At 49.4% G+C, this 22,103-nt stretch carries 21 protein-coding genes; 11 read left to right on the top strand and 10 right to left on the bottom strand.

From position 1 onward, the window contains the following. Window positions 1-148 precede the first annotated feature (148 nt). A complete protein-coding gene (locus EH243_RS05695) occupies window positions 149-1,111 on the top strand; it encodes a DUF6635 family protein (protein WP_126157685.1) in 963 nt (320 codons plus the stop codon). A 61-nt stretch (window positions 1,112-1,172) separates the two neighbouring features. Here the strand turns inward: EH243_RS05695 and EH243_RS05690 are convergent, their stop codons facing one another. From EH243_RS05690 to EH243_RS05680, 3 genes are all read right to left on the bottom strand, one after another. Further along, window positions 1,173-1,544 carry a YacL family protein gene (locus tag EH243_RS05690; protein ID WP_164549053.1) on the bottom strand — a complete coding sequence of 124 codons (372 nt, stop codon included), beginning with the start codon at window positions 1,542-1,544 and terminating at the stop codon, window positions 1,173-1,175. Window positions 1,545-1,989: 445 nt separating this feature from the next. Then, window positions 1,990-2,577 carry a CBS domain-containing protein gene (locus EH243_RS05685; protein WP_126157683.1) on the bottom strand — a complete coding sequence of 196 codons (588 nt, stop codon included), beginning with the start codon at window positions 2,575-2,577 and terminating at the stop codon, window positions 1,990-1,992. Between the two features lie 60 nt (window positions 2,578-2,637). Next, complete coding sequence (locus EH243_RS05680) at window positions 2,638-2,910, bottom strand: hypothetical protein (protein ID WP_126157682.1); 273 nt, start codon at window positions 2,908-2,910, stop codon at window positions 2,638-2,640. 443 nt (window positions 2,911-3,353) lie between these two features. Here EH243_RS05680 and EH243_RS05675 point away from each other — a divergent pair, with 443 nt between their 5' ends. From EH243_RS05675 to EH243_RS05660, 4 genes are all read left to right on the top strand, one after another. Then, window positions 3,354-3,815 (top strand): hypothetical protein, encoded by a 462-nt coding sequence (locus EH243_RS05675; protein ID WP_126157681.1) that lies wholly within the window; start codon window positions 3,354-3,356, stop codon window positions 3,813-3,815. Window positions 3,816-4,269: 454 nt separating this feature from the next. After that, window positions 4,270-4,476 (top strand): hypothetical protein, encoded by a 207-nt coding sequence (locus tag EH243_RS05670; protein ID WP_126157680.1) that lies wholly within the window; start codon window positions 4,270-4,272, stop codon window positions 4,474-4,476. Between the two features lie 2 nt (window positions 4,477-4,478). After that, the gene (locus EH243_RS05665; protein ID WP_126157679.1) at window positions 4,479-5,069 is read left to right on the top strand and encodes a DUF2726 domain-containing protein; all 591 of its coding nucleotides are present in this window, start codon (window positions 4,479-4,481) and stop codon (window positions 5,067-5,069) included. A 236-nt stretch (window positions 5,070-5,305) separates the two neighbouring features. After that, on the top strand, window positions 5,306-6,592 hold the full coding sequence (locus EH243_RS05660) for a DUF945 family protein (RefSeq protein ID WP_126157678.1): 1,287 nt from the start codon (window positions 5,306-5,308) through the stop codon (window positions 6,590-6,592). Between the two features lie 258 nt (window positions 6,593-6,850). Here the strand turns inward: EH243_RS05660 and EH243_RS05655 are convergent, their stop codons facing one another. From EH243_RS05655 to EH243_RS05645, 3 genes are all read right to left on the bottom strand, one after another. After that, on the bottom strand, window positions 6,851-9,706 hold the full coding sequence (locus tag EH243_RS05655) for a valine--tRNA ligase (protein ID WP_126157677.1): 2,856 nt from the start codon (window positions 9,704-9,706) through the stop codon (window positions 6,851-6,853). A gap of 231 nt (window positions 9,707-9,937) precedes the next feature. Beyond that, the gene (locus EH243_RS05650; protein WP_126157676.1) at window positions 9,938-10,369 is read right to left on the bottom strand and encodes a DNA polymerase III subunit chi; all 432 of its coding nucleotides are present in this window, start codon (window positions 10,367-10,369) and stop codon (window positions 9,938-9,940) included. Window positions 10,370-10,470: 101 nt separating this feature from the next. Further along, entirely contained in the window at window positions 10,471-11,967 is a 1,497-nt protein-coding gene (locus tag EH243_RS05645; protein WP_126157675.1) for a leucyl aminopeptidase, read from the bottom strand. A gap of 178 nt (window positions 11,968-12,145) precedes the next feature. Here EH243_RS05645 and lptF point away from each other — a divergent pair, with 178 nt between their 5' ends. Together lptF and lptG are read left to right on the top strand one after the other, a co-directional pair. Beyond that, the gene (gene lptF / locus EH243_RS05640; RefSeq protein WP_126157674.1) at window positions 12,146-13,249 is read left to right on the top strand and encodes an LPS export ABC transporter permease LptF; all 1,104 of its coding nucleotides are present in this window, start codon (window positions 12,146-12,148) and stop codon (window positions 13,247-13,249) included. Further along, window positions 13,239-14,300: an LPS export ABC transporter permease LptG gene (lptG, locus tag EH243_RS05635; RefSeq protein ID WP_241235003.1), complete on the top strand. Its 1,062-nt coding sequence runs from the start codon at window positions 13,239-13,241 to the stop codon at window positions 14,298-14,300. The genes lptF and lptG overlap by 11 nt, the downstream gene beginning before the upstream one ends. A 111-nt stretch (window positions 14,301-14,411) precedes the next feature. Here the strand turns inward: lptG and EH243_RS05630 are convergent, their stop codons facing one another. From EH243_RS05630 to gloA, 3 genes are all read right to left on the bottom strand, one after another. Then, complete coding sequence (locus EH243_RS05630) at window positions 14,412-14,849, bottom strand: RDD family protein (protein WP_126157673.1); 438 nt, start codon at window positions 14,847-14,849, stop codon at window positions 14,412-14,414. Window positions 14,850-15,031: 182 nt separating this feature from the next. Next, entirely contained in the window at window positions 15,032-15,838 is an 807-nt protein-coding gene (locus EH243_RS05625; protein WP_126157672.1) for a tetratricopeptide repeat protein, read from the bottom strand. Between the two features lie 267 nt (window positions 15,839-16,105). Next, window positions 16,106-16,501, bottom strand: a complete 396-nt coding sequence (gloA, locus tag EH243_RS05620) for a lactoylglutathione lyase (RefSeq protein ID WP_126157671.1) — start codon at window positions 16,499-16,501, stop codon at window positions 16,106-16,108. 149 nt (window positions 16,502-16,650) lie between these two features. Between gloA and EH243_RS05615 the strand changes: the two genes are divergently transcribed. Then, complete coding sequence (locus tag EH243_RS05615; RefSeq protein ID WP_126157670.1) at window positions 16,651-16,980, top strand: phasin family protein; 330 nt, start codon at window positions 16,651-16,653, stop codon at window positions 16,978-16,980. A gap of 31 nt (window positions 16,981-17,011) precedes the next feature. Further along, the gene (gene fldB / locus EH243_RS05610) at window positions 17,012-17,530 is read left to right on the top strand and encodes a flavodoxin FldB (protein ID WP_126157669.1); all 519 of its coding nucleotides are present in this window, start codon (window positions 17,012-17,014) and stop codon (window positions 17,528-17,530) included. A gap of 61 nt (window positions 17,531-17,591) precedes the next feature. Here the strand turns inward: fldB and nhaD are convergent, their stop codons facing one another. Then, window positions 17,592-19,055 carry a sodium:proton antiporter NhaD gene (gene nhaD, locus EH243_RS05605; protein WP_126157668.1) on the bottom strand — a complete coding sequence of 488 codons (1,464 nt, stop codon included), beginning with the start codon at window positions 19,053-19,055 and terminating at the stop codon, window positions 17,592-17,594. 211 nt (window positions 19,056-19,266) lie between these two features. Here nhaD and prfB point away from each other — a divergent pair, with 211 nt between their 5' ends. Then, window positions 19,267-20,361 carry a peptide chain release factor 2 gene (gene prfB, locus EH243_RS05600; RefSeq protein WP_126157667.1) on the top strand — a complete coding sequence of 365 codons (1,095 nt, stop codon included), beginning with the start codon at window positions 19,267-19,269 and terminating at the stop codon, window positions 20,359-20,361. A gap of 121 nt (window positions 20,362-20,482) precedes the next feature. After that, complete coding sequence (gene lysS, locus EH243_RS05595) at window positions 20,483-21,985, top strand: lysine--tRNA ligase (RefSeq protein WP_126157666.1); 1,503 nt, start codon at window positions 20,483-20,485, stop codon at window positions 21,983-21,985. Window positions 21,986-22,103: the final 118 nt, after the last annotated feature.

Below are 22,103 nucleotides of genomic sequence, written 5' to 3'. Positions count from 1 at the left end.
CTGAAAAGTGGCCTGTTCTTGTCATATTAAAACGTTAAACTACTCAGACAGATTAATAGTGCTGCAACCTTTGACTAGTTTGCCGGTCTCAGCTGGGTGGTAAGGTAGGATTTTTAAATGTGTCAGATTGAGAAAGAAGCAGAGGTTTATGCAATTTCCAAACAGCGAGGCTGAAGCTCGATTACAGCAAGATATTCAGCAGACCGTACTAACCGGTATTCGCAATTATTTTCGTCAATGTCAGCAACGGGTGCCTGATTTTGTTGCGTCTCACTTTAGCTATCCTGCGGCCTTAAAAACGAATCGTGTTGCTTTTGGTATGGATATCTTACGGGCGCCGGTTAATCTCTTTTGGGCGCCACTATATGCGTTGGTGAGTCTGGTGCGTTTTTTTGTTGGGCGCTCGTCTCGGTTGAGCGGTTTACATCGCTTGTTGGGGCGTTTTCCGGCGGGATTTACCACTCAGGTGCAGAGTCATATTAGTGATTTAGTACTGCGAGATTTATTACGTCATGATCAGGCTAACGAGTCGCTGAGTTGGCATATTGCTGAAGCCTTGCGCGAACTTTATCAGCAGCAAGGCCCGAGTAATGCCGATATTAGTCAGTTTCACCGACAGGCAGAACCTATTATTGAAGATGCCTTAGCGCAGTACCGGGTTACCCGAACGGCTTCGGCGGATATTACCAATACACTGTCATGCACGGTACTGGGGGCTTTTGCGTTTCAGAAATTTACGCCGGGCGGGATCGGTATTGGGCTGATGTTGGCGAGTATCATCAGCACGCAATTAGCGAGTCGTGATTTTTTCTTAGGCGAAACCTTGGGTAGTGCCTATTATAATGCTTTTCCCCCGTCACCTTCGATCGGCGTGACTTTGGCCACCATCGCTGGAGTCTTAGCACTGTTGTCGGCGGGCGCTGCGCTCAGTGGTGTGATATCCGACCCCGTACAAGCGGCGACGGGGTTGCACCGTTATCGGTTGACCAAGATGCTTAAACATATGGAGCAGGATCTACTCCAACAGAGCAGCAGTAGTTTTCGCCCTAAAGATCAGTATATTGCGCGGATTATGGAGTGCTTTGATCTACTTCGGGCGGGAATGCTGTAAAGAGCTTTAGCTAAAGAGCTTTACTTAAAGTGCTTTGTTTAAAGGCTTGTTTATGACGAGCTTATGCCGGCGCGGTAAATTGCTGCCAGCCTTCTAATAGCTCGATAAAATCTTCCAGACCGCAGCTGGCGGTTGATTCCTGATCATAAAACTCTAAATTATCGTCGGGTACCTCTGTATCGTCGTAAGCATCCAGTGCGTGGGCGCGGACAATCGCTTCATTCTGATTCAGCACCAAATTATATTCCGAACCTTCCATCACATAGTCGAGACGTTGTTTCTGTTTTAGTGACTCAGTGATACGCAGTAAGTCGGCAATAACGGCTTGGCGACTCCTAAGTTCATAAGTCAGCCAGTAACCTAGGGCTTCATGGCCCATAGAAAACTCAGCACAGAATGCGCCGTAAATATCGTGGGTAAAATCGTAGTCCACAATGATGCTCCGTCGTTAGTGTTAACACAGAAAGAATCAGTTAACCGGAGCGGGAGAATAGCACAGACTGTCTAAATAGCGCAGTGGTCCAAGATTTTCACCGATGGCTTAGTATCAGACGTTCAGCTAATTCCTGTGAATGGGTGGAGAACGGGATGATTGGTGGCGCTATCGGCATGCTAGGGCGTTATTGATGCAGTAAGAGGGGCTGTATTACTGTGGATGCTGGGTTTAATGGCTTCGATGGTCTTGATAAAAAGCCCAGTCGAGGGACTGGGCTTTGATAAGCAAGCCGTCAACACACATGAACGCTGGCTTGCTAATACTATTCACCGGACATCACCCCGATGAATAGCCCCTTCAAACCGAATCCTTGGGTTTTATTCAGTGGAGATGATTTTTTATAAGACTCGTCAGTTGTGGTTCTGGATTAAATCCGTTTGGCTCAAGTATCTTGACCGGAAAAAAGCACATCAACGACTTCACGGAAGTGCGCAGCGCGTTTGGAAATTTCCACCGGCACGTTTAAGCGGCGGGCAATATCACTGGAGGAGATCACACCACGGATCTCATGTTTTTGGGTATCAACCACTAACATATGCGGGGTGCCAGTATGTTGCAGTGTGCGCAAAAGGTCACCGATGCTGGCATGGTTGACCTCGCTTAATGGAATCGCATGCAAGCGATCCCGCGGCGTCATTATCTCTTTTATGGAGATATCATGCCGTTTGAGTCCAGCAGAGGTTGCGATACTCATCGCTGCCCGGCTTTCTAAATCGGCGATGGTGAGCAGTCCGCGAAAGTTTTCGTCCTTATCGATGACCAGCACCGAGCGCACATGGACTTTGCGCATCATTTGCCGCGCTTCATCGATGGACACATCCTGTTCCATCATGAGGGGTTGGACTTTCTCAAAGTCGGTCATGACTTCAACCGCACTGGTTTCTAGCGTGTATTCGTGCAGTTCTTCAGGACGGGTAATGTGTGCGGAAGCATCCAGAAGAATGGTTTTTAATTCGTTGTAATTATTCATAGCGTAATCCTGCCTTAATGGCTGTCATCAACAATATAAAAAATAGAGATGTAATCAGAATTAGCTAAGAAAGGGTGGTGCTCGAGGGGAGGGTGCTATCCAGCGAGGAGAGGCCGGGTGCGATGAGTCGCTGTCCGTCTGTACGATGACAGAACCTGATTGGCGGGGATCATGGTTGGTGGTTAAAACCAGACCGCCGGGTTGGTCATCATCGATGGTGGCCGGTAACAATGCTTGTAAGGCATTGCTTTGATTAACGGAGAACAGTTGTGACGCGAGTGGCTCTAGTATCAGCCCTCGGTTCTGCATCTCGATCAGAACCAACAACAACATACACGCAAGCCCAAAATGAGTTTGGCGATGTGTTTCTTGGGATGATGTGATGCAGGTCATGTGCTTCATGAATTCTAGTGTAGAGTAAAATTAACAGCGAGGGAATCCTGAAACGAAAAGATTCTCGATTGCGTTTAATGATGAATAGCTTGTTGATACGGCGGCAAAAGGGCTAGCGCTCAACGGTTTTAGGCGGATAGCGGCAAGCGGTCATGATTTGCCGCGTTAAGGGTTTTAGTGGCTTAAACCTTCCGCTTTGATCTTGATAAGCAACAGGTTTTTATCACTGAATGTTAAGTTAGGTTAAGTTATGTAAAGAATGGGCTAATAAGCTCAAAGTGGTGAAGAAAAGCCTTCGAAGGCCTCGCAAATAGCGCCAATCGGTATACTCTTTGCAAATAACGAATTGCTTTAAGTCTATTAATCTAAGTAAGGAGAGAGCCATGAGTATTGCAGGTATTCAGGCGGGCGGCTCTTCGATGATGGGGATGCAAAAACCTCCTTCACCGGATGAGTTAGCATCGCAAATGGTGAGTGCTGTTGAAGAGGGCAGTATCGATGCTGAAACACTCGTTGCTAATTTAACGAGCCGTTTTGGTGAAGATGCTGCTTCAGTGTTGGCTGAAGATGGTTCTATCGATGTTGATGAACTGACGTCACTGCTGAGTAATTTCGACCCAAGCAAAGGCAGTGAAGCGCAGGGGATGGCGCCGCCTCCGCCACCTCCTTCTCAAGGTATGGTGTCTAGTGAAGAGCTGCAGTTGAAATTGACGGAAGAGTTTGGCGAAGAGGCGGTGGCATCGATTTTCGAAGATGATGGCACGGTCAATTTTGATGAGCTGATTTCGCTATTTCAGAGTCAGGAGAGTACTAGCACCGGTTTCCTTTTGGATACCTCTGCTTGAACTAGGATGTCAGGATGGGGCTGATGGTTGTCTGTGAGGTCGTCTATGTCGGTGCGGTAAGTGAGTACTGACATAAGGAACAACCACTGAAGATTTTTTGATCCTGAAGTCTGATTTTTGTATTTAGTTATCCATAAAACTCGGCCGAGAGGTCGGGTTTTTATTGCTTTATCGTGCGCTTAAATTGGGCACTTTTATGCCAATCCCCTGTAACAGATAAAATCTTTAGTTGTTCCTGCTAAATAGCATCCACGGCTAATTATTGAGTTGCGCGGTCTGTCTGACTAGAAAAACGGTGTGCTATTTAACGCTGGGTTTGTGAGTGCCAGGGGTTGAGTGAAGCGCGGTCGCGGGGTACATTCCCATATCACTATCAAATATTACTATTAAATATTAATTCGTCACCCGATTGTTTAAACAATCACGCCGTTGGTCAGGACGACTAGGAAATAACATGGATGCACTTCTTACGGGCGAATCGTCGTCTGTTACCTATGGCTTGCGAAAGCCTGTTTTAGCTTCTGCGATAGTTCACCTTTCTGCCACTGATGAAAGCGCGGAACAGCGTCAGCGGTGTTCAATACTCACTCTCAAGGCTGACCGCACCCGTCAAAATATCGATATTAATGAGCGTGATAAAGCCTGTGGCGGGGAGCGTTAATGATGGAGTTTTTTGTTTTATTGTTTCTGGTTGGTGGCGTATTTTTGTATCTGCTGACCACTAAGAAACAGCAAGGAAGCGCGGACAAGAGCACTGCAGAAAGCTTACCCGAGGATGCAGATTTAGTTCCCTCTGCGACCTTGGGGGTTCCGCAAGAGCTAGGTTATCGTAAACGGGGCGCACTTTTTACGCCAGCGGAGCGTTCCTTCTATGGGGTGTTACTCCAAGCTATCGACAGTGATCAATACCAAGTATTTGGCAAAGTCCGGGTAGCCGACCTGTTGGAACCTCAGCCGAGCCGTAACCGTAGTCAGTGGCAAAAAGCCTTTAATGCGATCAGTGCCAAACACTTCGATTTTGTTATCTGCAATATCGATGATCTAACCCCCGTCGCCGCCATCGAACTGGACGACAAAAGCCACAACCAGAAACATCGCCAAAAACGCGATGAATTCTTGATGAAAATCTGTAAACAATCGGGTTTCTCGTTGTTGAGAATTCCTGCGCAGTACGCCTATAAAACGGATGTGCTGAAGATGATGTTGGCGAAGGAGTTGAGCGGTTTTAAGATTAAGCCAAGGGCTAACGACTGAACATCAAAAGGAAAACTGCTGTGAATCATTCGAGAGGATGACGATCAGTCCAATATTTTAAGTCAACTTTCCTTCTATACGGTTTATACCGAGGGTCTCTGAATCTATAATGCCGCCGGCATAGGAAAAGCCTTAAGCCGCTGTAAAAATCGGAATTTATTAATTTATTGCCTCACGTTGTGCTCAGGCGTCACTTGATTCCTAGGCGTGAGCGAAATGAACATGGAGAACGTTCAATGAAAAAAACGTATATAGCAGTTGCTATCGCAGCCGCTGCTGTTGTCGGTTATGCAGGTGTTCAGCAAGTCAGCTACCAAGATCATGTTAGGGCTGGCGTTGAAAAGCTTGTAGAGCAGCTTAATGATACGACTATTTTGGGTGAACAATTTGATGTGACTATCAAGTCTCAGCAAGGAGGGCTTATGTCCTCTTCCGGTGTGATTCTCCTCAATGATAGTAATACGCGGCGGCCCACCGAGTTCCAAGTCGAGTATAGGGTCAATCACGGCCTAGCCACTCTACTGGCAGGTCCTTCTTACACGGCGAAGATCACTAACCCTGTCATGAAAGGGAATGATGAAAAGACCATCACCAGCCTTGTTTTGGATGGTCAGCCAGTTGTTGTCGAAGGTTACATGAAAGGCGATAGCATCGATGGGGAGATGATTATTCCTAATATCGATTTCGCCGAAAACAGCAGTGCGATGACGGTTAAGCCCATAACGGTTGAGTTCTCTGCCGATAGCTTTGATGAAGAAGGCCGTCCCGAAAATTTTGAACTGACCGCTAATATGCCTGAGTTCATGCTCAAAGAACGTCATAGTGCCATCGGATTATCTGGTGGAAAATTGTTCATGAACAATAGTTTTGATGGCGAAGAAGGTGAAGGCCAAGCGACGATTGAGATTGCAGAAGCCTCGATTGACGGCGTTAGCATTAAGTCGTTTGGCGTCGATATCGCGAGTAAAGTGGATGATGAATTCACCACTAGCCTGGCGGTTAACTTAGGTAGCTTAGAAGGGGAAGGACAGAGCCTTTCTGATGGCGAGTTGAAATACAAAATTTCCGGCCTAGATGGCAAAGCTGTTGTGAAAATAATAGAAGTTGCTCAGGAAGGTGCCAGACATGGCTGGAGCGATCGGGAAATGAAGCACGCCGTCGAAGGTGTTCTGAATGAGCGCGCTGACCAGTTGCTTGCCCAGAACCCACAGTTCGAGCTTCAGAGCTTTCAGTTCAAGCAAAATGGTGCCGACATTATCAATGCTAGCGGTGTTGCAAAGCTGGATGCTGAAAAACTGCCTGAGCATTATGTCCAAGACGGGTTAAAGTCTCGTCGAGGTCCTGATCCACAGGCCCTAATGAATGCGGCTTTTGTCGATTTCAGCGCTAGTTTTGGTAAGGAAGCCAAAGATTTGGTTGGCATGTTCAACCCGATGGTGGCGGCTATGCTTGAGGCAAACGGTGACCAGTTCACATTCAAGCTTGAAAAAGGGCAGATGACTATGAATGGTGACAAGATCTAGGCAGCCTAGGTTAAAGCTATTGCTGCAGTCATTCTCTGGGAGAGGAAAGGGATTACTGATTGGCAGGTCTCGTCAAGCATGCTAAAGCGTCATAAAGAGGATGCGACTGTGAGATTCAATCGCCGCAGGATGCGGCGCCTACCGTCGGCCTTAGCTCTGTTGCATCATTTATAACCAAAAAAAGCCCAGCATCTCTGCTGGGCTTTTTTCTTTTTAGGACTACGAGCAAGTCGCGAAGCGACGTTCGAACGACGGTCCTTACAGCGCTTCGATTTTGCCGTACTGCTCGCTTAATTGATCAAGCGACGTCTTATACTCTGCAAGTTTCTCACGCTCTTTAGCAACCACTGCTTCGGGCGCATTAGCAACAAACTTGTCATTGCTAAGTTTGCCTGCCAGACGACCCGCTTCTTTCTCTAGCTTATCCATCTCTTTTTTCAGACGGGCCAGTTCAGCGGTTTTGTCGATCAGACCAGCCATCGGCACAAGTACCTGCATATCACCGACCAACTGTACCGCTGACATCGGCTCTTCATCGCCGGGGTTAAGCCAAGTCACCGATGCGAGTGAGGCGAGTTTGGCCAAGAAGGCTTTATTCGCTTCAAGACGGATTTTGTCGTCGGCGCTGCCGTTTTTGATCAGGATATCCAGCTCTTTCGCAGGGGAGATACCCATCTCACCACGGATGTTGCGCACGCCGGTGATCACACCTTTCAGCCAGTTGATATCCGCTTCAGCGGCATCGTCATGCTGGGTGTCATTCGCCACCGGATAAGGTTGCAGCATTATGGTGTCACCTTCCACGCCAGCGATCTCTTTAATCGACTGCCAGATCTCTTCGGTGATGTATGGCATGATCGGGTGCGTCAGACGGAGAATGACCTCTAGTGCCCGTACCAGTGTATGACGAGTGCCACGTTTGGCCGCTGCAGAGGCATTATCGTCCCACAAGACCGGTTTAGACAGTTCAAGGTACCAACCGCAGTATTCGTTCCAGATAAAGTCGTAAAGCGTTTGCGACGCGAGATCGAAACGGTATTCGTCAAAGTGCTTGGTGACTTCGGCTTCGACTTTCTGTAGCTCACTGGCGATCCAACGGTCGGCCAGAGATAGCTCCATCTCGCCGCCGGCTTGACCGCAGTCTTCGCCGTCGGTGTTCATCTGCACATAACGGGCGGCGTTCCAGATCTTGTTACAGAAGTTACGGTAACCTTCCAGTCGCTTCACATCCCAGTTGATATCCCGGCCGGTGGAGGCCAGCGCTGCTAGGGTGAAACGCATCGCATCGGTACCGTGGGCGGCGATCCCTTCGGGGAACTGCTTTTCGGTACGTTTGCCAATTTTCTCCGCCAATTGCGGCTGCATCATGTTGCCAGTCCGTTTTTCCAGCAGGTCTGGCAGGCTGATGCCGTCGATCATATCTAGCGGGTCGAGTACGTTACCCTTGGATTTCGACATTTTATCGCCGTTTTCATCACGAATCAGACCGGTGACATAAACGGTTTTAAAGGGTACCTGCGGTTTGTCATTTTCATCTTTGATTAGGTGCATGGTCATCATCATCATCCGGGCTACCCAGAAGAAGATGATATCGAAGCCGGTGACCAGTACATCGGTTGGATGGAAAGTTTGCAAACGTTGGGTATTTTCAGGCCAGCCTAGGGTGCCAAAGGTCCACAGGCCGGAGCTGAACCAAGTATCGAGCACGTCGTCGTCTTGGCGCAGTTCGGTGTCTAGCGCTAGGCCATATTTCTCACGGGCAGAGGCGGCATCTTTAGCGACGTAAACATTGCCTTCATTGTCGTAGAAGGCGGGAATACGGTGTCCCCACCACAGCTGACGGGAGATACACCAGTCTTGGATATCACGCATCCAAGCGAAGAACATGTTTTCGTACTGTTTAGGAACGAACTTGATATCGCCATCTTCAACCGCTTTGATCGCCGGTCCAGATAGGGTTTTGGCATCGGCAAACCATTGGTCGGTCAGCATCGGTTCGATGACCACACCACCCCGATCACCGTAAGGGATGGTCATATCGTTTTCTTCGATCTTCACCAGTAAGCCCGCGGCTTCCATATCGGCGACGATTTCACGACGGGCAGCAAAGCGCTCCATGCCGTGATATTTCTCCGGTAGGGTGGTATCGATATCGTGGTTTTCGCTGCCATCGGTGTTAAAGGTTTCGGCGGCGTCGCGAATATCACCGTTGAGGGTGAGTATGTTGATCATGGGTAGCTTGCAGCGCTTACCGACTTCATTATCGTTGAAGTCGTGAGCCGGCGTGATTTTCACGCAACCGGAGCCCTTCTCCATATCGGCGTGTTCGTCGCCAACAATAGGGATGCGACGGCCAACCAACGGCAAGATAATCTCTTTGCCGATCAGGTCTTTATAACGGTCATCATCGGGGTTAACCGCGACACCGGTATCACCGAGTAGAGTTTCTGGACGGGTGGTACCCACTACCAGATAATCGTCTCCCGCAGCGGTTTTAACACCGTCGGCTAGTGGGTAACGCAGATACCACATCTTGCCTTTAACTTCGCGGTTTTCCACTTCGAGGTCGGAGATGGCGGTGTGTAGCTTAGGGTCCCAGTTAACCAGACGCTTACCACGGTAGATCAGGCCTTCGTCATAGAGACGGATAAACACTTCCTGTACCGCGGTGTAAAAACCGGAATCCATGGTGAAGCGTTCATTTTGCCAGTCAACGGAGTCTCCGAGACGACGCATCTGGTTGGTGATCATACCGCCGGATTCGGCTTTCCATTCCCAGATTTTCTCGATAAAGGCATCGCGGCCCAGATCATGACGGGTTTTCTGCTCTTCCGCCGCGAGTTTACGCTCGACTACCATCTGTGTGGCGATACCGGCATGGTCGGTACCGACCTGCCAGAGGGTGTTTTTACCCTTCATGCGCTGATAGCGAACCAGTGCATCCATGATGGTGTGCTGGAAAGCATGGCCCATATGTAGGCTGCCGGTGACATTCGGCGGCGGGATCATGATGCTGTAGGCTTCGCCTTCACCGGAGGGGGCAAAGTAACCTTTTTCTTCCCAGGTTTTGTACCAGGATTTCTCGATCTCGTGCGGCTGGTAGGTGGTATCCATTAATAGACCGTGCTCTCAAAGCTAGAATTAGTGCAAAAAAATAGTCGGATATTATACCCCCGAGGCTGTTAAGTAGCTAGCCGTCGCCATGGTGCGGTTTGTAAAGTTCAACGGTAGTAAACAAGATTTGGTAAGGGTGTGGTGAAGGCTGAACCGCACCGAAGTGATGTTTCGCTTGGGCGTGTTGGGGCGGTTCGTAACACTCATCGGTACCCTACGGGGGTTTAATGATTAACCTTTGGGGCGCATATCATGCATTTTTGGGGTGATACCGTTTTTTTTGTATAGAGCGAAGTTTTGCCGTGTGGCGGCGAGGATATCCGGTTGTTGAATCACAATCTCGAGGATACGATCGAATTTGAGGGTTTCAGCTGAGGCATCGAGGCCTAGGTTGATGTAGACATCTCGGTGGGTTGGGAGTTGATCTCCCCAGCCGATCTGCACGGGGGCATCGGGTTTTTGATTGAGTATCCCGTGGGGAATAAACGCATCGGGGCGATAGTCCCAGAGTAATTGATCGAGACGATTGGCTTCGGTTTCGTTGGCGACACGGATAAAGACGTTAAGCCCGCGGCCTAATACTTTATCGGCTAAACGACAGAGAAACGCGTTGCGGCTTTCCGGTTCGGCATTGGGCAGAACATAGAAATCAGCCTGACTCATAGGTGCTTACTCTTTGCAGCAAAAGGGGCTAACAGCGGGATGACTCGCAGGCGCCGGTTTAGGACAGTGCGCCTGCGAGTGATCCATACGGTTAGGCTGGCTTACTCTTCAGTTAGGTCGTCAACCTGAGCGATCAGATGTTGACACAGCAGCGGAACACAGCGTCCAGTGGCGCCTTTGGCTTTGCCGTTACTATTCCAAGCAACACCGGCGATATCCAGATGGGCCCAGCGGTATTTTTTGGTGAACCGAGACAGGAAGCAGGCGGCGGTTACCGTACCGGCGGCAGGACCACCGATATTAGCGATATCGGCAAAGTTGCTGTCCAGTTGTTCCTGATACTCATCCCACAACGGCAGACGCCATGCTTTGTCTGCGGCGAATTCACCGGCAGCCAGCAGATCATCGGCTAGCAGATCATCGGTGGAGAGTAGGCCGGTCGCATGGTTGCCCAGCGCGACGATGCAGGCACCGGTAAGGGTGGCGACATCGACGACGGTTTCAGGCTCGAAACGTTCGGCGTAGGTCAGTGCATCACAGAGCACCAAACGGCCTTCGGCATCGGTGTTAAGGATTTCAACGGTTTGACCCGACATCGTAGTGACGATATCACCCGGTTTTGTGGCATTGCCCGATGGCATGTTCTCAGCAGAAGCGATAATGCCCACGACGTTTAGGTCGAGACCTAGTTGAGTGAGTGCTTCCATGGCGCCCATCACACTGGCGGCACCGCACATATCAAACTTCATCTCATCCATTTTAGCGCCAGGCTTCAGGCTGATGCCGCCGGTGTCGAAGGTGATCCCTTTACCTACGAGCACATGGGGATGTTGATCCGGCTCGCCACCTTTGTATTCCATGACGATCAGTTTAGACGCTTCAGCGCTGCCTTTGCCGACGGACAGTAGGGAGTGCATGCCCAGTTTTTCCATCTCGTCTTCATCGAGAATGGTGGTGGTTAGTTCTTCGCACTCTTGTGCCAGCTTCAGGGCTTTTTCGGCCAGATAGGTTGGCGTGCAGATGTTGCCGGGCAGATTGCCCAGTTCACGGGCGGTATCGATACCATTGGCAATGGCAGAACCATCGCTGATGGAGAACTCGCCCAGTTCCGCATTATCATGGCTTAGCAGAAAACCAATGCTTTCTAGGCTAATGGCGTCGGCTTTTTTGCTCTTAGTTGCATCATATTGATACAGCTCGGCACTGGCCCACTCGGTATTGTGACGCAGTTGACGGTAGAGATCTTGATCAGCACTTTCTAAACCATCCAAGGCAATCACAATCGATTTGCAGCGGATCGCTTTGACGTTGCTCATGACGCTCTTGATGATTTTGAGCTGATTGCGGTCGCTACGCTCATCGGCTTTGCCCAATCCCATCAGCAATACACGCTTGGCGCTGATGCCTGGAACCTTATGCAGCAGTAGTGCTTCACCGCATTTGCCTTGATGATCGGTGAGTAGATCTTTTAGGTAACCGGCAGATGCTTTATTGATTAGATCTGCAGAGGGAGCCAGCTCACCATCAGAGGATACGCCAACGATTAAACAGTCAGTTTCAAGGGACTCTACTGACCCGGTAACTATTTCAAATTCCATGCTTTCTCCACACAAGACATCGTGTCTGGTTTATAAGATAATGATGCACCGGTTCAGACGTTGATGTTGGACCGATTTTAAATTGATACCCGGATTTTATCCTAATGCCGCAGAAACAAAACCCCGTTTTCGGTATCAGAGAGAATTCTTTACCGGCAATAATACAGGATATGGCAGTTTGATTATCTTTCGCTACCTGGCCAAAGAAGTGTTGATCAGTATGGCCGCAGTGACATTGGTGCTGCTGCTGATCATCATGAGTGGTCGTTTTATCAGTTACTTAAGTATTGCTGCAGCCGGAGAAATTCCGATGGAAGCAGTATTTTACTACCTTTTGTTCCGTCTGCCAGGGTTTCTTGAGCTGATTTTGCCTCTTGGGCTGTTTTTAGGGATTTTACTCTCGTATGGCCGCTTATATCTCGAAAGTGAGATGGTGGTGTTGCAAGCGACGGGGATGAGCCAGCGGCGTCTTACCATGTATACCCTGGGGCCGGCACTTGTCTGCGCCCTGTTAGTGGGCGGGATGAGCCTGTATCTATCGCCGCTGGGGGCGAATATGACCGAGATTATGTTGCAGAAGCAGCGCAATATCGGCGAGTTTGATGTGATTAGTGAAGGTCGGTTTCAGGCGATGCCCCGCGGTAATCGGGTGACCTATATCGAGAAGTTGGATAAAGCCAGTGGCTCAATGAAAGGCGTCTTTATTTCCGAAAAAGTCACCTTGGGCGATAAAGAGCAGGCCGTGATGGTGGTGGCTGATCAAGGCCGCAGCTATACCAACCCAGAAACCGGTGTGCGCTATCTCGTGTTAGATGATGGTTATCGCTATGAAGGCAACCCGGGTGAGGCCGATTATCGTCAGATTGCTTTCGAAGAGTACGGCATACGATTACCTGATCAACAGCCGATACAGCAGGTGAATAAACTCTACTCATTGCCCTCTAGCGATCTGGTGAATGGTACTGCGGCGCAGCAGGCTCAGCTTCATTGGCGTTTGTCGTTGCCCATGCTGACCTTAATTGTGGCTCTGCTGGCGGTGCCATTGAGTAAGACTAACCCCCGTCAGGGGCGATATGCCAAACTGATACCGTCTATTTTGCTCTATATGACCTATCTAATGTTGTTAACCAATGTGCGTAAATATATTGAGAGTGATGGTGGGGCGGTGATTCTACTCTGGTTGGTGCATCTGTTGTATTTTGCGTTGGCCATCGGGCTGATGTACTTGGATGGCTCTTGGAAAAAATTGCTCGGCCGAGGGAGAACCCAGCATGCTGCTTAAGTTAGATCGTTACATCGGTCAGCAGGTTCTACTCAGCATCTTGGTGGTGATGTTGATCGTTGTGGGGCTGGATTTCCTGTTCAAAGTCATCGATGAGATGTCGGAGTTAAACGAAGGTTATACCCTGCTGATTATGCTGGGTTACTCGGCGCTGAATATGCCGGCAGCCTTTTATGAATTTCTACCACTGGGCTGTTTGGTGGGGTGCTTGCTAGGGTTAGGAAGCCTCGCCAGTGGCAGTGAGTTAACGGTCATGCGAGCGGCGGGTATTTCGGTCTGGCGACTGGTGAAAATGGTATTAAAACCCATTATTCTGCTGTCACTCTTTGCCCTATTGATAGGAGAGTATGTGGCTCCTTACAGCGGTGCACTGTCTGAGAGTATTCGGGCGCAGCATCTTAATCGGGGAACTATCTCTGCTCGCACCGGTGTTTGGCATCGTGAGGGTGGTGAATATATCCATATTAATGTGGTCACACCAGAAGGTGATATTCAAGGCGTAACTCGTTTTGCGCTAGCGCCGGATAGCCATCTACTTTATAGCAGCTATGCAGATGCAGGCCATTATGAAAACGGCGGTTGGTTGTTGAGTTCGGTGGTTGAAACCCGCTTTCTCGATGATCAAACAGAGACCTCACGTTTCGATACCCAACCCTGGTCTATCGAGTTAACACCCCAGCGCTTGAAAGTGTTGATGGTTAAGCCGAAGGAGATGTCCACCAGTGAGCTGTATCGCTATAGCCAATATTTAGACGAACAAGAACTCAACAACGATCGTTATATGCAGAGCTTCTGGCGCAAGGTTTTTCAACCGCTTGCGATTATTGGTTTAGTACTAGTGGCGATCTCTTTTATCTTTGGTTCGCTGCGCAGTGTGTCCACAGGGCAGCGTATCATTACCGGAGTCGTGGTCGGGATGGCATTTAAGATCAGTCAGGATATTCTCGCACCGGTGAGTAGTCTCTACAATATCGACCCGGTTTGGTCGGCGCTGGTGCCGATATTGATCTGTATGACGCTTGGTGGCTGGCTAATTAAACGAGCGGGATAGTCGAGGGATAGTCGACGTTGCTGAACCTTAAGTGTTGAGTTCTTGCCCGCGCCCTCTTTATTGAGGATTAAACCGTATTGTTGAGGCTGCTCGGTCATACCGAGCAACCTGCTACTTAGGCAGTAACACTATCTGTGTTTCTGAAAAGCTGTCATGCCAAGTTGCTTTATTAGCAGAGAAGAGCATCCAGAAGAAACCTAGGCCTAAGCAAGCGGTGGATACGATGGCGGTCATAAAGCGGATCAGTGCTTGCCGTAAGCTTATGTGATGCCCATCGACGGTTTGCACTCTTAACTTCCATGCTTGCATCCCTAAGGTTTGCCCTAGACGTACCCAGAAGTAGGCATAAAAGGCGAAGGTGAGTAGGAAGAGTACGGTTTGAAATATCGGACCACTCACGGCTTCACCTTGGTTTAAGCCTACCGCAGCAAAACCGGCACACATCCAGATAGCCACAACCAGAAAAGCATCGTAGATCATGGCCGCAAAACGGCGCATTAGGCTGGGTTGACGTAGTTCTCCGTCGACTTCAGGGAAAGATATGCTCATGTTAATTACAACAGTCTCTTAGGTTTCATATGTACGGTTTAGGCTTGGCGATGCGGTGATCGATGCCGCGACAGAGCCTAATAAATTGTTGCCGACTATACCACCAAAATGCTTCGCGATGTTATGGCGCTGGTATAAAAAAGCCGAGCGCAATGCTCGGCTTTTCGTGGTTAGCTCAGGCCTTATTTGAAGGGGGTGACAAATTTGTCTTTGTATTCAGTGGCCAGTGTTTTCGCTTCGGCTAGTTCGGTATCGGACAGTTTCATCACGATACGGGACTGAATAGCGGTCGCTGTGCGGTTACCCAGTTCCAGGGCGTTTTGCAACCAAGCGTAAGCGATGATGTTGGTTTGCTGATTCGCATCGGCACCGTGGTTATTCGAATAGAGTGCACCTAGGAAGAACATAGCATCCATGTAACCCTGCTCAGCGGCTTTGCGATACCATTTTTCAGCTAGGGCGAAATCTTGGGTCACGCCAGTACCGAAGTTATAAGCACGGCCTAGGTTATATTGGGCGGCGACCAGACCTTGGTCCGCAGCAAGTTGATACCACTTGATCGCCTGTGAAGCGTCGCGGTTAAGGCCATAACCAAATTCATACATTTCGCCGAGGCGGTTTTGCGCAGTGACGTCGCCGGCTTCCGCATTAGGCTGAACGGTTTTTAGTTCAACCTTATAGCCTTTGTCTTTGTAAGCGCGAAGGCTGTTGACGCACTCTAAATGGCCTTGATTGCTACAGCGGTTGTAGAGTTTAACCGCCTGTTCTTCATCGGCCGCAACACCTAAACCGAATTCATACATCTGGCCCACTAGGTTCATTGCATCGAGATTGTTCTCGCTGACGAGTGGCTTCAGCTCAGTCATGGCGGTGCTGTAGTCTTTGGCTTCAAAGGCTTTCATGCCTTTTGCCAAACTAGCGGCATAGACAGAGGCTGTGTTGAGAGTCAGTAGCAGGCCGGTCATGGCCAGTAGAAGTTTCTTACTCATCGAGTTGCGCCCTTATGATTAAAGGTAAAAATTTGGCGCCTATTATAGACCTGTATTCCGTTGTTGATAGGGACAAAACGGATCTTTTTGGCAGGCCCTGTTGGCGCAGGTCAGTTGAATCGTTAATTAGCAGAATCTAATGTTGGCCGTATTCTACATGATCAGCAGTGAAAAATCATGATAATGATCAGGCCGATTGATTTGTGGCGGGTAAAATAGGCATCGAGATATCGATGCCTAGATAAGGATGCCTATTGGAGATAAATCTTACCTTTCTGAACGGTCGGTGCCGAGTAGTTCAATCATGTAACCATCAGGGTCACGCACAAATGCCAGAATCGTTGAGCCATGCATCATTGGGCCTGCTTCTCTGACGACCTCGCCACCTAGGGCTTTGATTTTATCGCAGGCGGCGTAGACATCATCGACTTCAATGGCAATATGGCCGTAGGCATTACCCATATCATAATGATCGGTTTCCCAGTTATGGGTGAGTTCGAGAACAGTCGAGTCGGACTCTTCACCATAACCGAGAAATGCTAAGGTGAACTTGCCATCCGGAAAATCGGTGCTGCGCAACAGCTTCATGTCGAGCATATCGGTATAGAAAGCGATCGATTTTTGCAGATCGGTCACCCTAAGCATGGTGTGTAATAGTCTCATTTTGTGTTCTCCTGTTTGTGGCCTGACAGTAATTCATCGTAAACTATCCCTCTGCCAGCGCAAATTAAACCCATCGGCGGCTTTTTAAGACCGGCTAATCCATGGGTAATCTTTCATCAGTAGGCAGAATGGCGAGCAAGGATACTGTTATGTTTCAAGATATGTCAAAAGCCGTAAACCAAACGATGGGGCCATTCAAAGAATTGGTCAATATTCAAACGAAAATGTTGGAAGAGCTGACCCGTCAGCAGATGATGTGTACCAAGGCCTGTATCGAGGCGACGGTTGCTCAGACGCGAGAGATGCAAAGCTGCTCGTCGACCGATGATTTAATTAAATCACAGCAGGTCTATGCGGCGCAGCTTGAGGAAACGTTAAAGCAAGCGAGTGACCAAAATATTAAAGCGCTAAAGGCTGCGCGTGAGTCCGTTGAGCAGTTGGCGAATGATGCCTTTGATGCGTTTGCGCCAAAATCATAGATTGTCAGATTCGATGAATAAGTGAGATGTAATGAGTAAGGAAATTGGTCTTTTTTACGGATCAACAACGGGCAATACAGAGAGTTGTGCCGAGCTAATTGCGACACATATTGGGTTTGATCGTGTTGATCTGCATGAGTTGGCGGCCGAAGGGCTAGAGGGAGTGTCCGATTATCGCTATCTGATTTTCGGTATCCCTACTTGGGATTATGGTGAGTTACAGGAAGACTGGTCCGATGTTTGGGCTGAGCTCGATGAGCTGGATCTTAACGGTGTGAAATGTGCGCTGTTTGGTTTGGGTGATCAGATCGGTTATGGGGAGTGGTTTCTGGATGCCATGGGGGCGCTGCACGATAAATTAGTCAGCCGCGGTGCGATTATGTGTGGTTACTTCCCCATTGAAGGGTTCAATTTTGAGGCATCTAAGGCGTTGACCGAAGAGCAAGACTGTTTTGTCGGTTTGGCATTGGATGAAGACTGTCAGAATGAACTGACCGCCGATCGTGTCGCCCGCTGGGTGCCTGAGGTGCTTGAGGCCTTTGCTCTTTAAGGCTAGGCATGATGACTTCAGCGATCGACATGATTCAGTGTCATGGGAGATAAGGCTCGACCTAGGTGCCGTTGATCCATAGGTGAGCTGCGATACTGAGCAGATAGCCGAGTGCGACCGCCCAGCTCCATTTGAGGTGACTGTAAAAGGTATAGACGCCCTGGGCCTGTCCCATTAGGGCGATACCTGCCGCTGAACCGATGGAGAGGAGTGATCCACCAATGCCGGTGGTGAGGGTGATAAGTAGCCATTGATGGGTCGACATATCCGGTTGCATCGATAACACGGCAAACATCACGGGGATGTTGTCGATCAGAGATGACAGTACACCGATCAGGCTATTGGCGAGTGTCGGCCCCAGGTGGTTATAGACTAAGTCAGACAACAGCCCAAGATAGCCCAGCGTGGCTAATCCGCCAACGGACAGTACCACACCGTAGAAGAACATCAGCGTATCCCAAGAGGAGCGCTCTACCACCTGAAAAATATCAAAACGGCGGATAACATCGGTATGATCGCCTTTCATCTGACGGATATCGGATAGGGTGTCGATATGGTGGTTATAAATATGGCCGGTATCGCGGATATTCGATTCAAATCGGCTGAGGTAATAGCCATAGAGCTTTAAAATACCCAGTCCGGTCATCATGCCTAATACCGAGGGCAGATTGAGCAAGCTGTTGCTAACAACGGCTAGCATGATAGTCATCAGGAATAACAGCAGAATAGTCACTGCCCCGCGTTTCATATGCCGTTTTTGCTGTCGTTTTTCTGGGGTTGGATAGGCTTTTTCGATCGTGAGCGACATAATAATGGCTGGGGTTAGCCAGCTGATCAATGCCGGAATAAACAGGCTGAAGAAATCGGCAAAGGGGATAATGCCTTTTTGCCAAACCATCAGTGTGGTGATGTCCCCAAAGGGGCTGAAGGCCCCGCCGGCATTGGCGGCAACCACGACATTGATGCAGCCCACGGCGATGAATTTTACACTTTTTTGGCCGATGGCCATCACGACGGCGCCCATTAATAGCGCGGTCGATAGGTTGTCGGCTATGGGCGAAAGAAAGAAGGCGAGTGCGCCGGTGGCCCAGTAAATCTGTACAAGGCTGAGCTCGCAGGAGATGAGCCATGCACGCAGTGCGGCAAATACCTGGCGCTCTTCCAACATGGTAATAAATGACATCGCCGCCAGTAGAAAGAAAAACAGTTCGGCATATTCCAATAAATTATGCCGAAAGGCGATAGCGGCGGTTTCGCTGTCCCCTTCAAGGGTATAAGCCAGACCGACTAACAGCCAGATAAGCCCTGCGGCGACAATCACCGGTTTCGACTTTCGCAGATGAAAAAGCTCCTCCCCTAGCACGAAGATATAACTGATGCAGAAGATGCACACACAGGTGATGCCAATCCAGCTGTTACTAAGCAGAGGGACGTTATCAAGGGTCTCAGTTGCCATCAGTGGGGTCGAAAAGAGTACCGCCGTCAGGATGAAAAGCGTGCGGCGTGGTGTGAGTAGATGGGGCATTTTGCTTCAGGTTATCTCAAAGTTAGCGATATCTGTTCTAATTCTTGCCGATAAAGAGAGGTAAAGTCGAGTTTTTTCAGGCCATTGGATACACAGCTGCCGGGTAATCAGGTAAAATGTGCTGCTTTTTTAAACGGCCATTTCACTCCGGCGTACAACCCGGGAGCCAAGATGTGCTCCCCGTGCAGATAGAGAGAGTTAAGCGAATACGATGGAAATCAATCCGATCACCAACAGCCTGAAAGATATTACCGAACGTACAGAGACCCTGCGTGCTTATCTGGAATATCCAGAGAAACAGGAGCGTCTAGAAGAGGTAAATCGGGAGCTGGAAGATTCTGCTGTCTGGAGTGAACCCGAACGAGCACAGGCGCTGGGTAAAGAGCGGGCGATGCTGGAAGGGGTGGTTAAAACGATCGATGATCTCACCAGCGGTGTCGCCGATGCCCGAGATCTACTAGAGATGGCTGTTGAAGAGGACGATGAAGACACGGTCGAAGAAGTGCGTACAGAAGTCGCTAGCCTCGAAGGCATGTTGAATCAGCTGGAGTTTCGTCGGATGTTCTCCGGTGAAGCGGATGGCAATAATGCTTACCTTGATATTCAGGCCGGTTCCGGTGGCACCGAGGCGCAGGATTGGGCCGAAATGATGCTGCGGATGTACCTGCGCTGGGGTGAAGATAAGGGTTTTAAAACCGAGCTGGTGGAATGCTCAGCCGGTGATGTCGCGGGTATTAAATCGGCGACCATCAGTTTTCAGGGGCCATACGCCTTTGGTTGGCTGCGGACCGAGACCGGCGTACATCGCTTAGTGCGTAAGTCTCCCTTCGACTCCGGCGGCCGCCGACATACCTCATTCTCTTCAGTCTTTGTCTCCCCCGAGATTGATGACAATATTGATATCGATATTAACCCTGCGGATTTACGGGTGGATGTTTACCGTGCCTCAGGTGCGGGTGGTCAGCACGTTAACCGAACGGAATCCGCGGTGCGTATTACCCACGGGCCCTCCGGCATCGTCGTGCAGAGCCAAAGTCAGCGTTCGCAACACCAGAATAAAGATACCTGTATGAAACAACTGCGAGCAAAACTCTACGAGATGGAGATGCTGAAACGCTCGGAAGCGGCGCAGGAGCAAGAAGATAGTAAAGCGGATATCGGCTGGGGTAGCCAGATTCGCTCCTATGTACTCGATGATCAGCGCATTAAAGATCTGCGCACCGGTGTGCAGAGCAGTAACTGCGATAAGGTTTTGGACGGGGATCTCGATCAGTTTATTGAAGCCAGCCTCAAAGCGGGCCTGTAAACAACCGCCGTTGTCACGCTGAAGTAATTCAGTAATGCCGAAAAAACGATGGGATCTGTTTGTTGTTATATAACCAGATTGCCATGAATTAAAGATTTAACCATTGAAGGTTCAACATAAAATGTCTGATAACACCCAGCAGCAAGATGAAAACCGCCTGATTGCAGAGCGTCGTGAGAAATTGAACACGCTGCGTGAAGCGGGTAACGCTTTTCCTAATACTTTCCGTCGCGATAGTTATGCACAGGATTTGCAGGATCAGCATGGTGATAAATCGAAGGAAGAGATTGCTGAAGAAGGTATTACGGTTAGCATTGCTGGCCGAGTAATGCTTAATCGCGGTGCCTTTGGTGTTATTCAGGATATGACGGGTCGCATTCAGTTTTATGTTAATAAGGAATCGCGTCCTTTCGCTAAATCCCTCGATCTAGGGGATATCATCGGTGTTACCGGTGTCCTGCATAAGTCAGGTAAAGGCGATCTGTATGTTGACCTGGGTGAGTATGAACTGCTGACTAAAAACCTGAACCCACTGCCGGATAAGCATAAAGGTTTGCAGGATACCGAGACTCGTTACCGTCAGCGTTATGTTGACCTGATTATGAATGAAGACGCTCGCAAGGTGTTTGAGGCGCGTTCAAAAATTGTCGCCGGTATTCGTAACTACCTGACAGAAAAACGCTTTATTGAAGCTGAAACACCGATGCTACAGGTTATTCCTGGCGGCGCAACTGCTCGACCTTTCGTCACCCATCACAATGCACTAGATCGGGATATGTTCCTGCGGATTGCCCCTGAACTCTATCTCAAACGTTTGGTTGTGGGTGGTTTTGAGCGGGTATTTGAAATTAACCGTAACTTCCGTAACGAAGGTTTGTCGACTCGCCATAACCCTGAATTCACCATGATCGAATTCTATCAGGCCTATGCTGATTATCGCGATCTGATGGACTTAACCGAAGATATGTTGCGTACCGTGGCACGGAACGTGTTGGGCACAACAACTATCATCAACACCGTGCGTAACGATGATGGTGAAGTGCTAGAAACCTTCGAATACGATCTGGAAAAACCCTTTACTCGCCTGAGCGTCTTCGATTCTATTCTGCATTATAACGATGATATTACCGCTGAAGCGCTAGCGGATGATCATGCCGCGCGTCAGATTGCTGAACGTCTGGACATCGACGTAAAAGAGATCTGGGGGCTGGGCAAGGTTCAGATCGAGATCTTCGAGAAAACCGTTGAACACCGTCTACAGCAACCGACCTTTATTACCGAGTATCCGACCGAAGTTTCTCCGTTGGCCCGTCGTAGTGATGCCAATCCGTTTGTTACCGACCGTTTTGAATTCTTTGTCGGTGGCCGCGAGTTAGCCAATGGCTTCTCCGAGTTGAATGACTCAGAAGATCAAGCAGAGCGTTTCCGCGCTCAGGTGGCGGAAAAAGATGCCGGTGATGATGAAGCGATGCATTATGATGCCGATTATATCAACGCCTTGGAATACGGCCTGCCGCCAACCGCCGGTGAAGGTATTGGTATCGACCGTTTGGTGATGCTGTTCACCGATTCCGCTTCCATTCGGGATGTGATCCTCTTCCCCGCGATGCGTCCTCGAGGCTAAGCCCTCAACCGATCAAGGCTGCCAATGGCAGCCTTTTTTATGTACAGGACGTACGGTATGCCGCGGGCGCAGGGATGCGCAGGAGCGGCGATGGACAGGGCTCTTGAACCGTTTTGCC

The organism is Amphritea opalescens (assembly GCF_003957515.1).
Classification (GTDB): Bacteria; Pseudomonadota; Gammaproteobacteria; order Pseudomonadales; family Balneatricaceae; genus Amphritea; species Amphritea opalescens.
Note: the sequence above shows the minus strand (reverse complement) of the source record. Positions and strands in the feature narration are given on the sequence as shown.

Bases quoted from the DNA above. Each gene is read 5' to 3' on its own strand.
- EH243_RS05680 (WP_126157682.1), bottom strand. From the start codon at position 2,910: ATGTTGTTGTTGGTTCTGATCGAGATGCAGAACCGAGGGCTGATACTA.
- EH243_RS05625 (WP_126157672.1), bottom strand. From the start codon at position 15,838: ATGAGTAAGAAACTTCTACTGGCCATGACCGGCCTGCTACTGACTCTC.
- EH243_RS05615 (WP_126157670.1), top strand. From the start codon at position 16,651: ATGTTTCAAGATATGTCAAAAGCCGTAAACCAAACGATGGGGCCATTC.
- prfB (WP_126157667.1), top strand. From the start codon at position 19,267: ATGGAAATCAATCCGATCACCAACAGCCTGAAAGATATTACCGAACGT.
- EH243_RS05660 (WP_126157678.1), top strand. From the start codon at position 5,306: ATGAAAAAAACGTATATAGCAGTTGCTATCGCAGCCGCTGCTGTTGTC.
- EH243_RS05685 (WP_126157683.1), bottom strand. From the start codon at position 2,577: ATGAATAATTACAACGAATTAAAAACCATTCTTCTGGATGCTTCCGCA.
- EH243_RS05655 (WP_126157677.1), bottom strand. From the start codon at position 9,706: ATGGATACCACCTACCAGCCGCACGAGATCGAGAAATCCTGGTACAAA.
- EH243_RS05675 (WP_126157681.1), top strand. From the start codon at position 3,354: ATGAGTATTGCAGGTATTCAGGCGGGCGGCTCTTCGATGATGGGGATG.
- nhaD (WP_126157668.1), bottom strand. From the start codon at position 19,055: ATGCCCCATCTACTCACACCACGCCGCACGCTTTTCATCCTGACGGCG.
- lysS (WP_126157666.1), top strand. From the start codon at position 20,483: ATGTCTGATAACACCCAGCAGCAAGATGAAAACCGCCTGATTGCAGAG.
- fldB (WP_126157669.1), top strand. From the start codon at position 17,012: ATGAGTAAGGAAATTGGTCTTTTTTACGGATCAACAACGGGCAATACA.
- EH243_RS05645 (WP_126157675.1), bottom strand. From the start codon at position 11,967: ATGGAATTTGAAATAGTTACCGGGTCAGTAGAGTCCCTTGAAACTGAC.
- lptG (WP_241235003.1), top strand. From the start codon at position 13,239: ATGCTGCTTAAGTTAGATCGTTACATCGGTCAGCAGGTTCTACTCAGC.
- EH243_RS05630 (WP_126157673.1), bottom strand. From the start codon at position 14,849: ATGAGCATATCTTTCCCTGAAGTCGACGGAGAACTACGTCAACCCAGC.
- EH243_RS05650 (WP_126157676.1), bottom strand. From the start codon at position 10,369: ATGAGTCAGGCTGATTTCTATGTTCTGCCCAATGCCGAACCGGAAAGC.
- EH243_RS05670 (WP_126157680.1), top strand. From the start codon at position 4,270: ATGGATGCACTTCTTACGGGCGAATCGTCGTCTGTTACCTATGGCTTG.
- gloA (WP_126157671.1), bottom strand. From the start codon at position 16,501: ATGAGACTATTACACACCATGCTTAGGGTGACCGATCTGCAAAAATCG.
- EH243_RS05695 (WP_126157685.1), top strand. From the start codon at position 149: ATGCAATTTCCAAACAGCGAGGCTGAAGCTCGATTACAGCAAGATATT.
- EH243_RS05665 (WP_126157679.1), top strand. From the start codon at position 4,479: ATGGAGTTTTTTGTTTTATTGTTTCTGGTTGGTGGCGTATTTTTGTAT.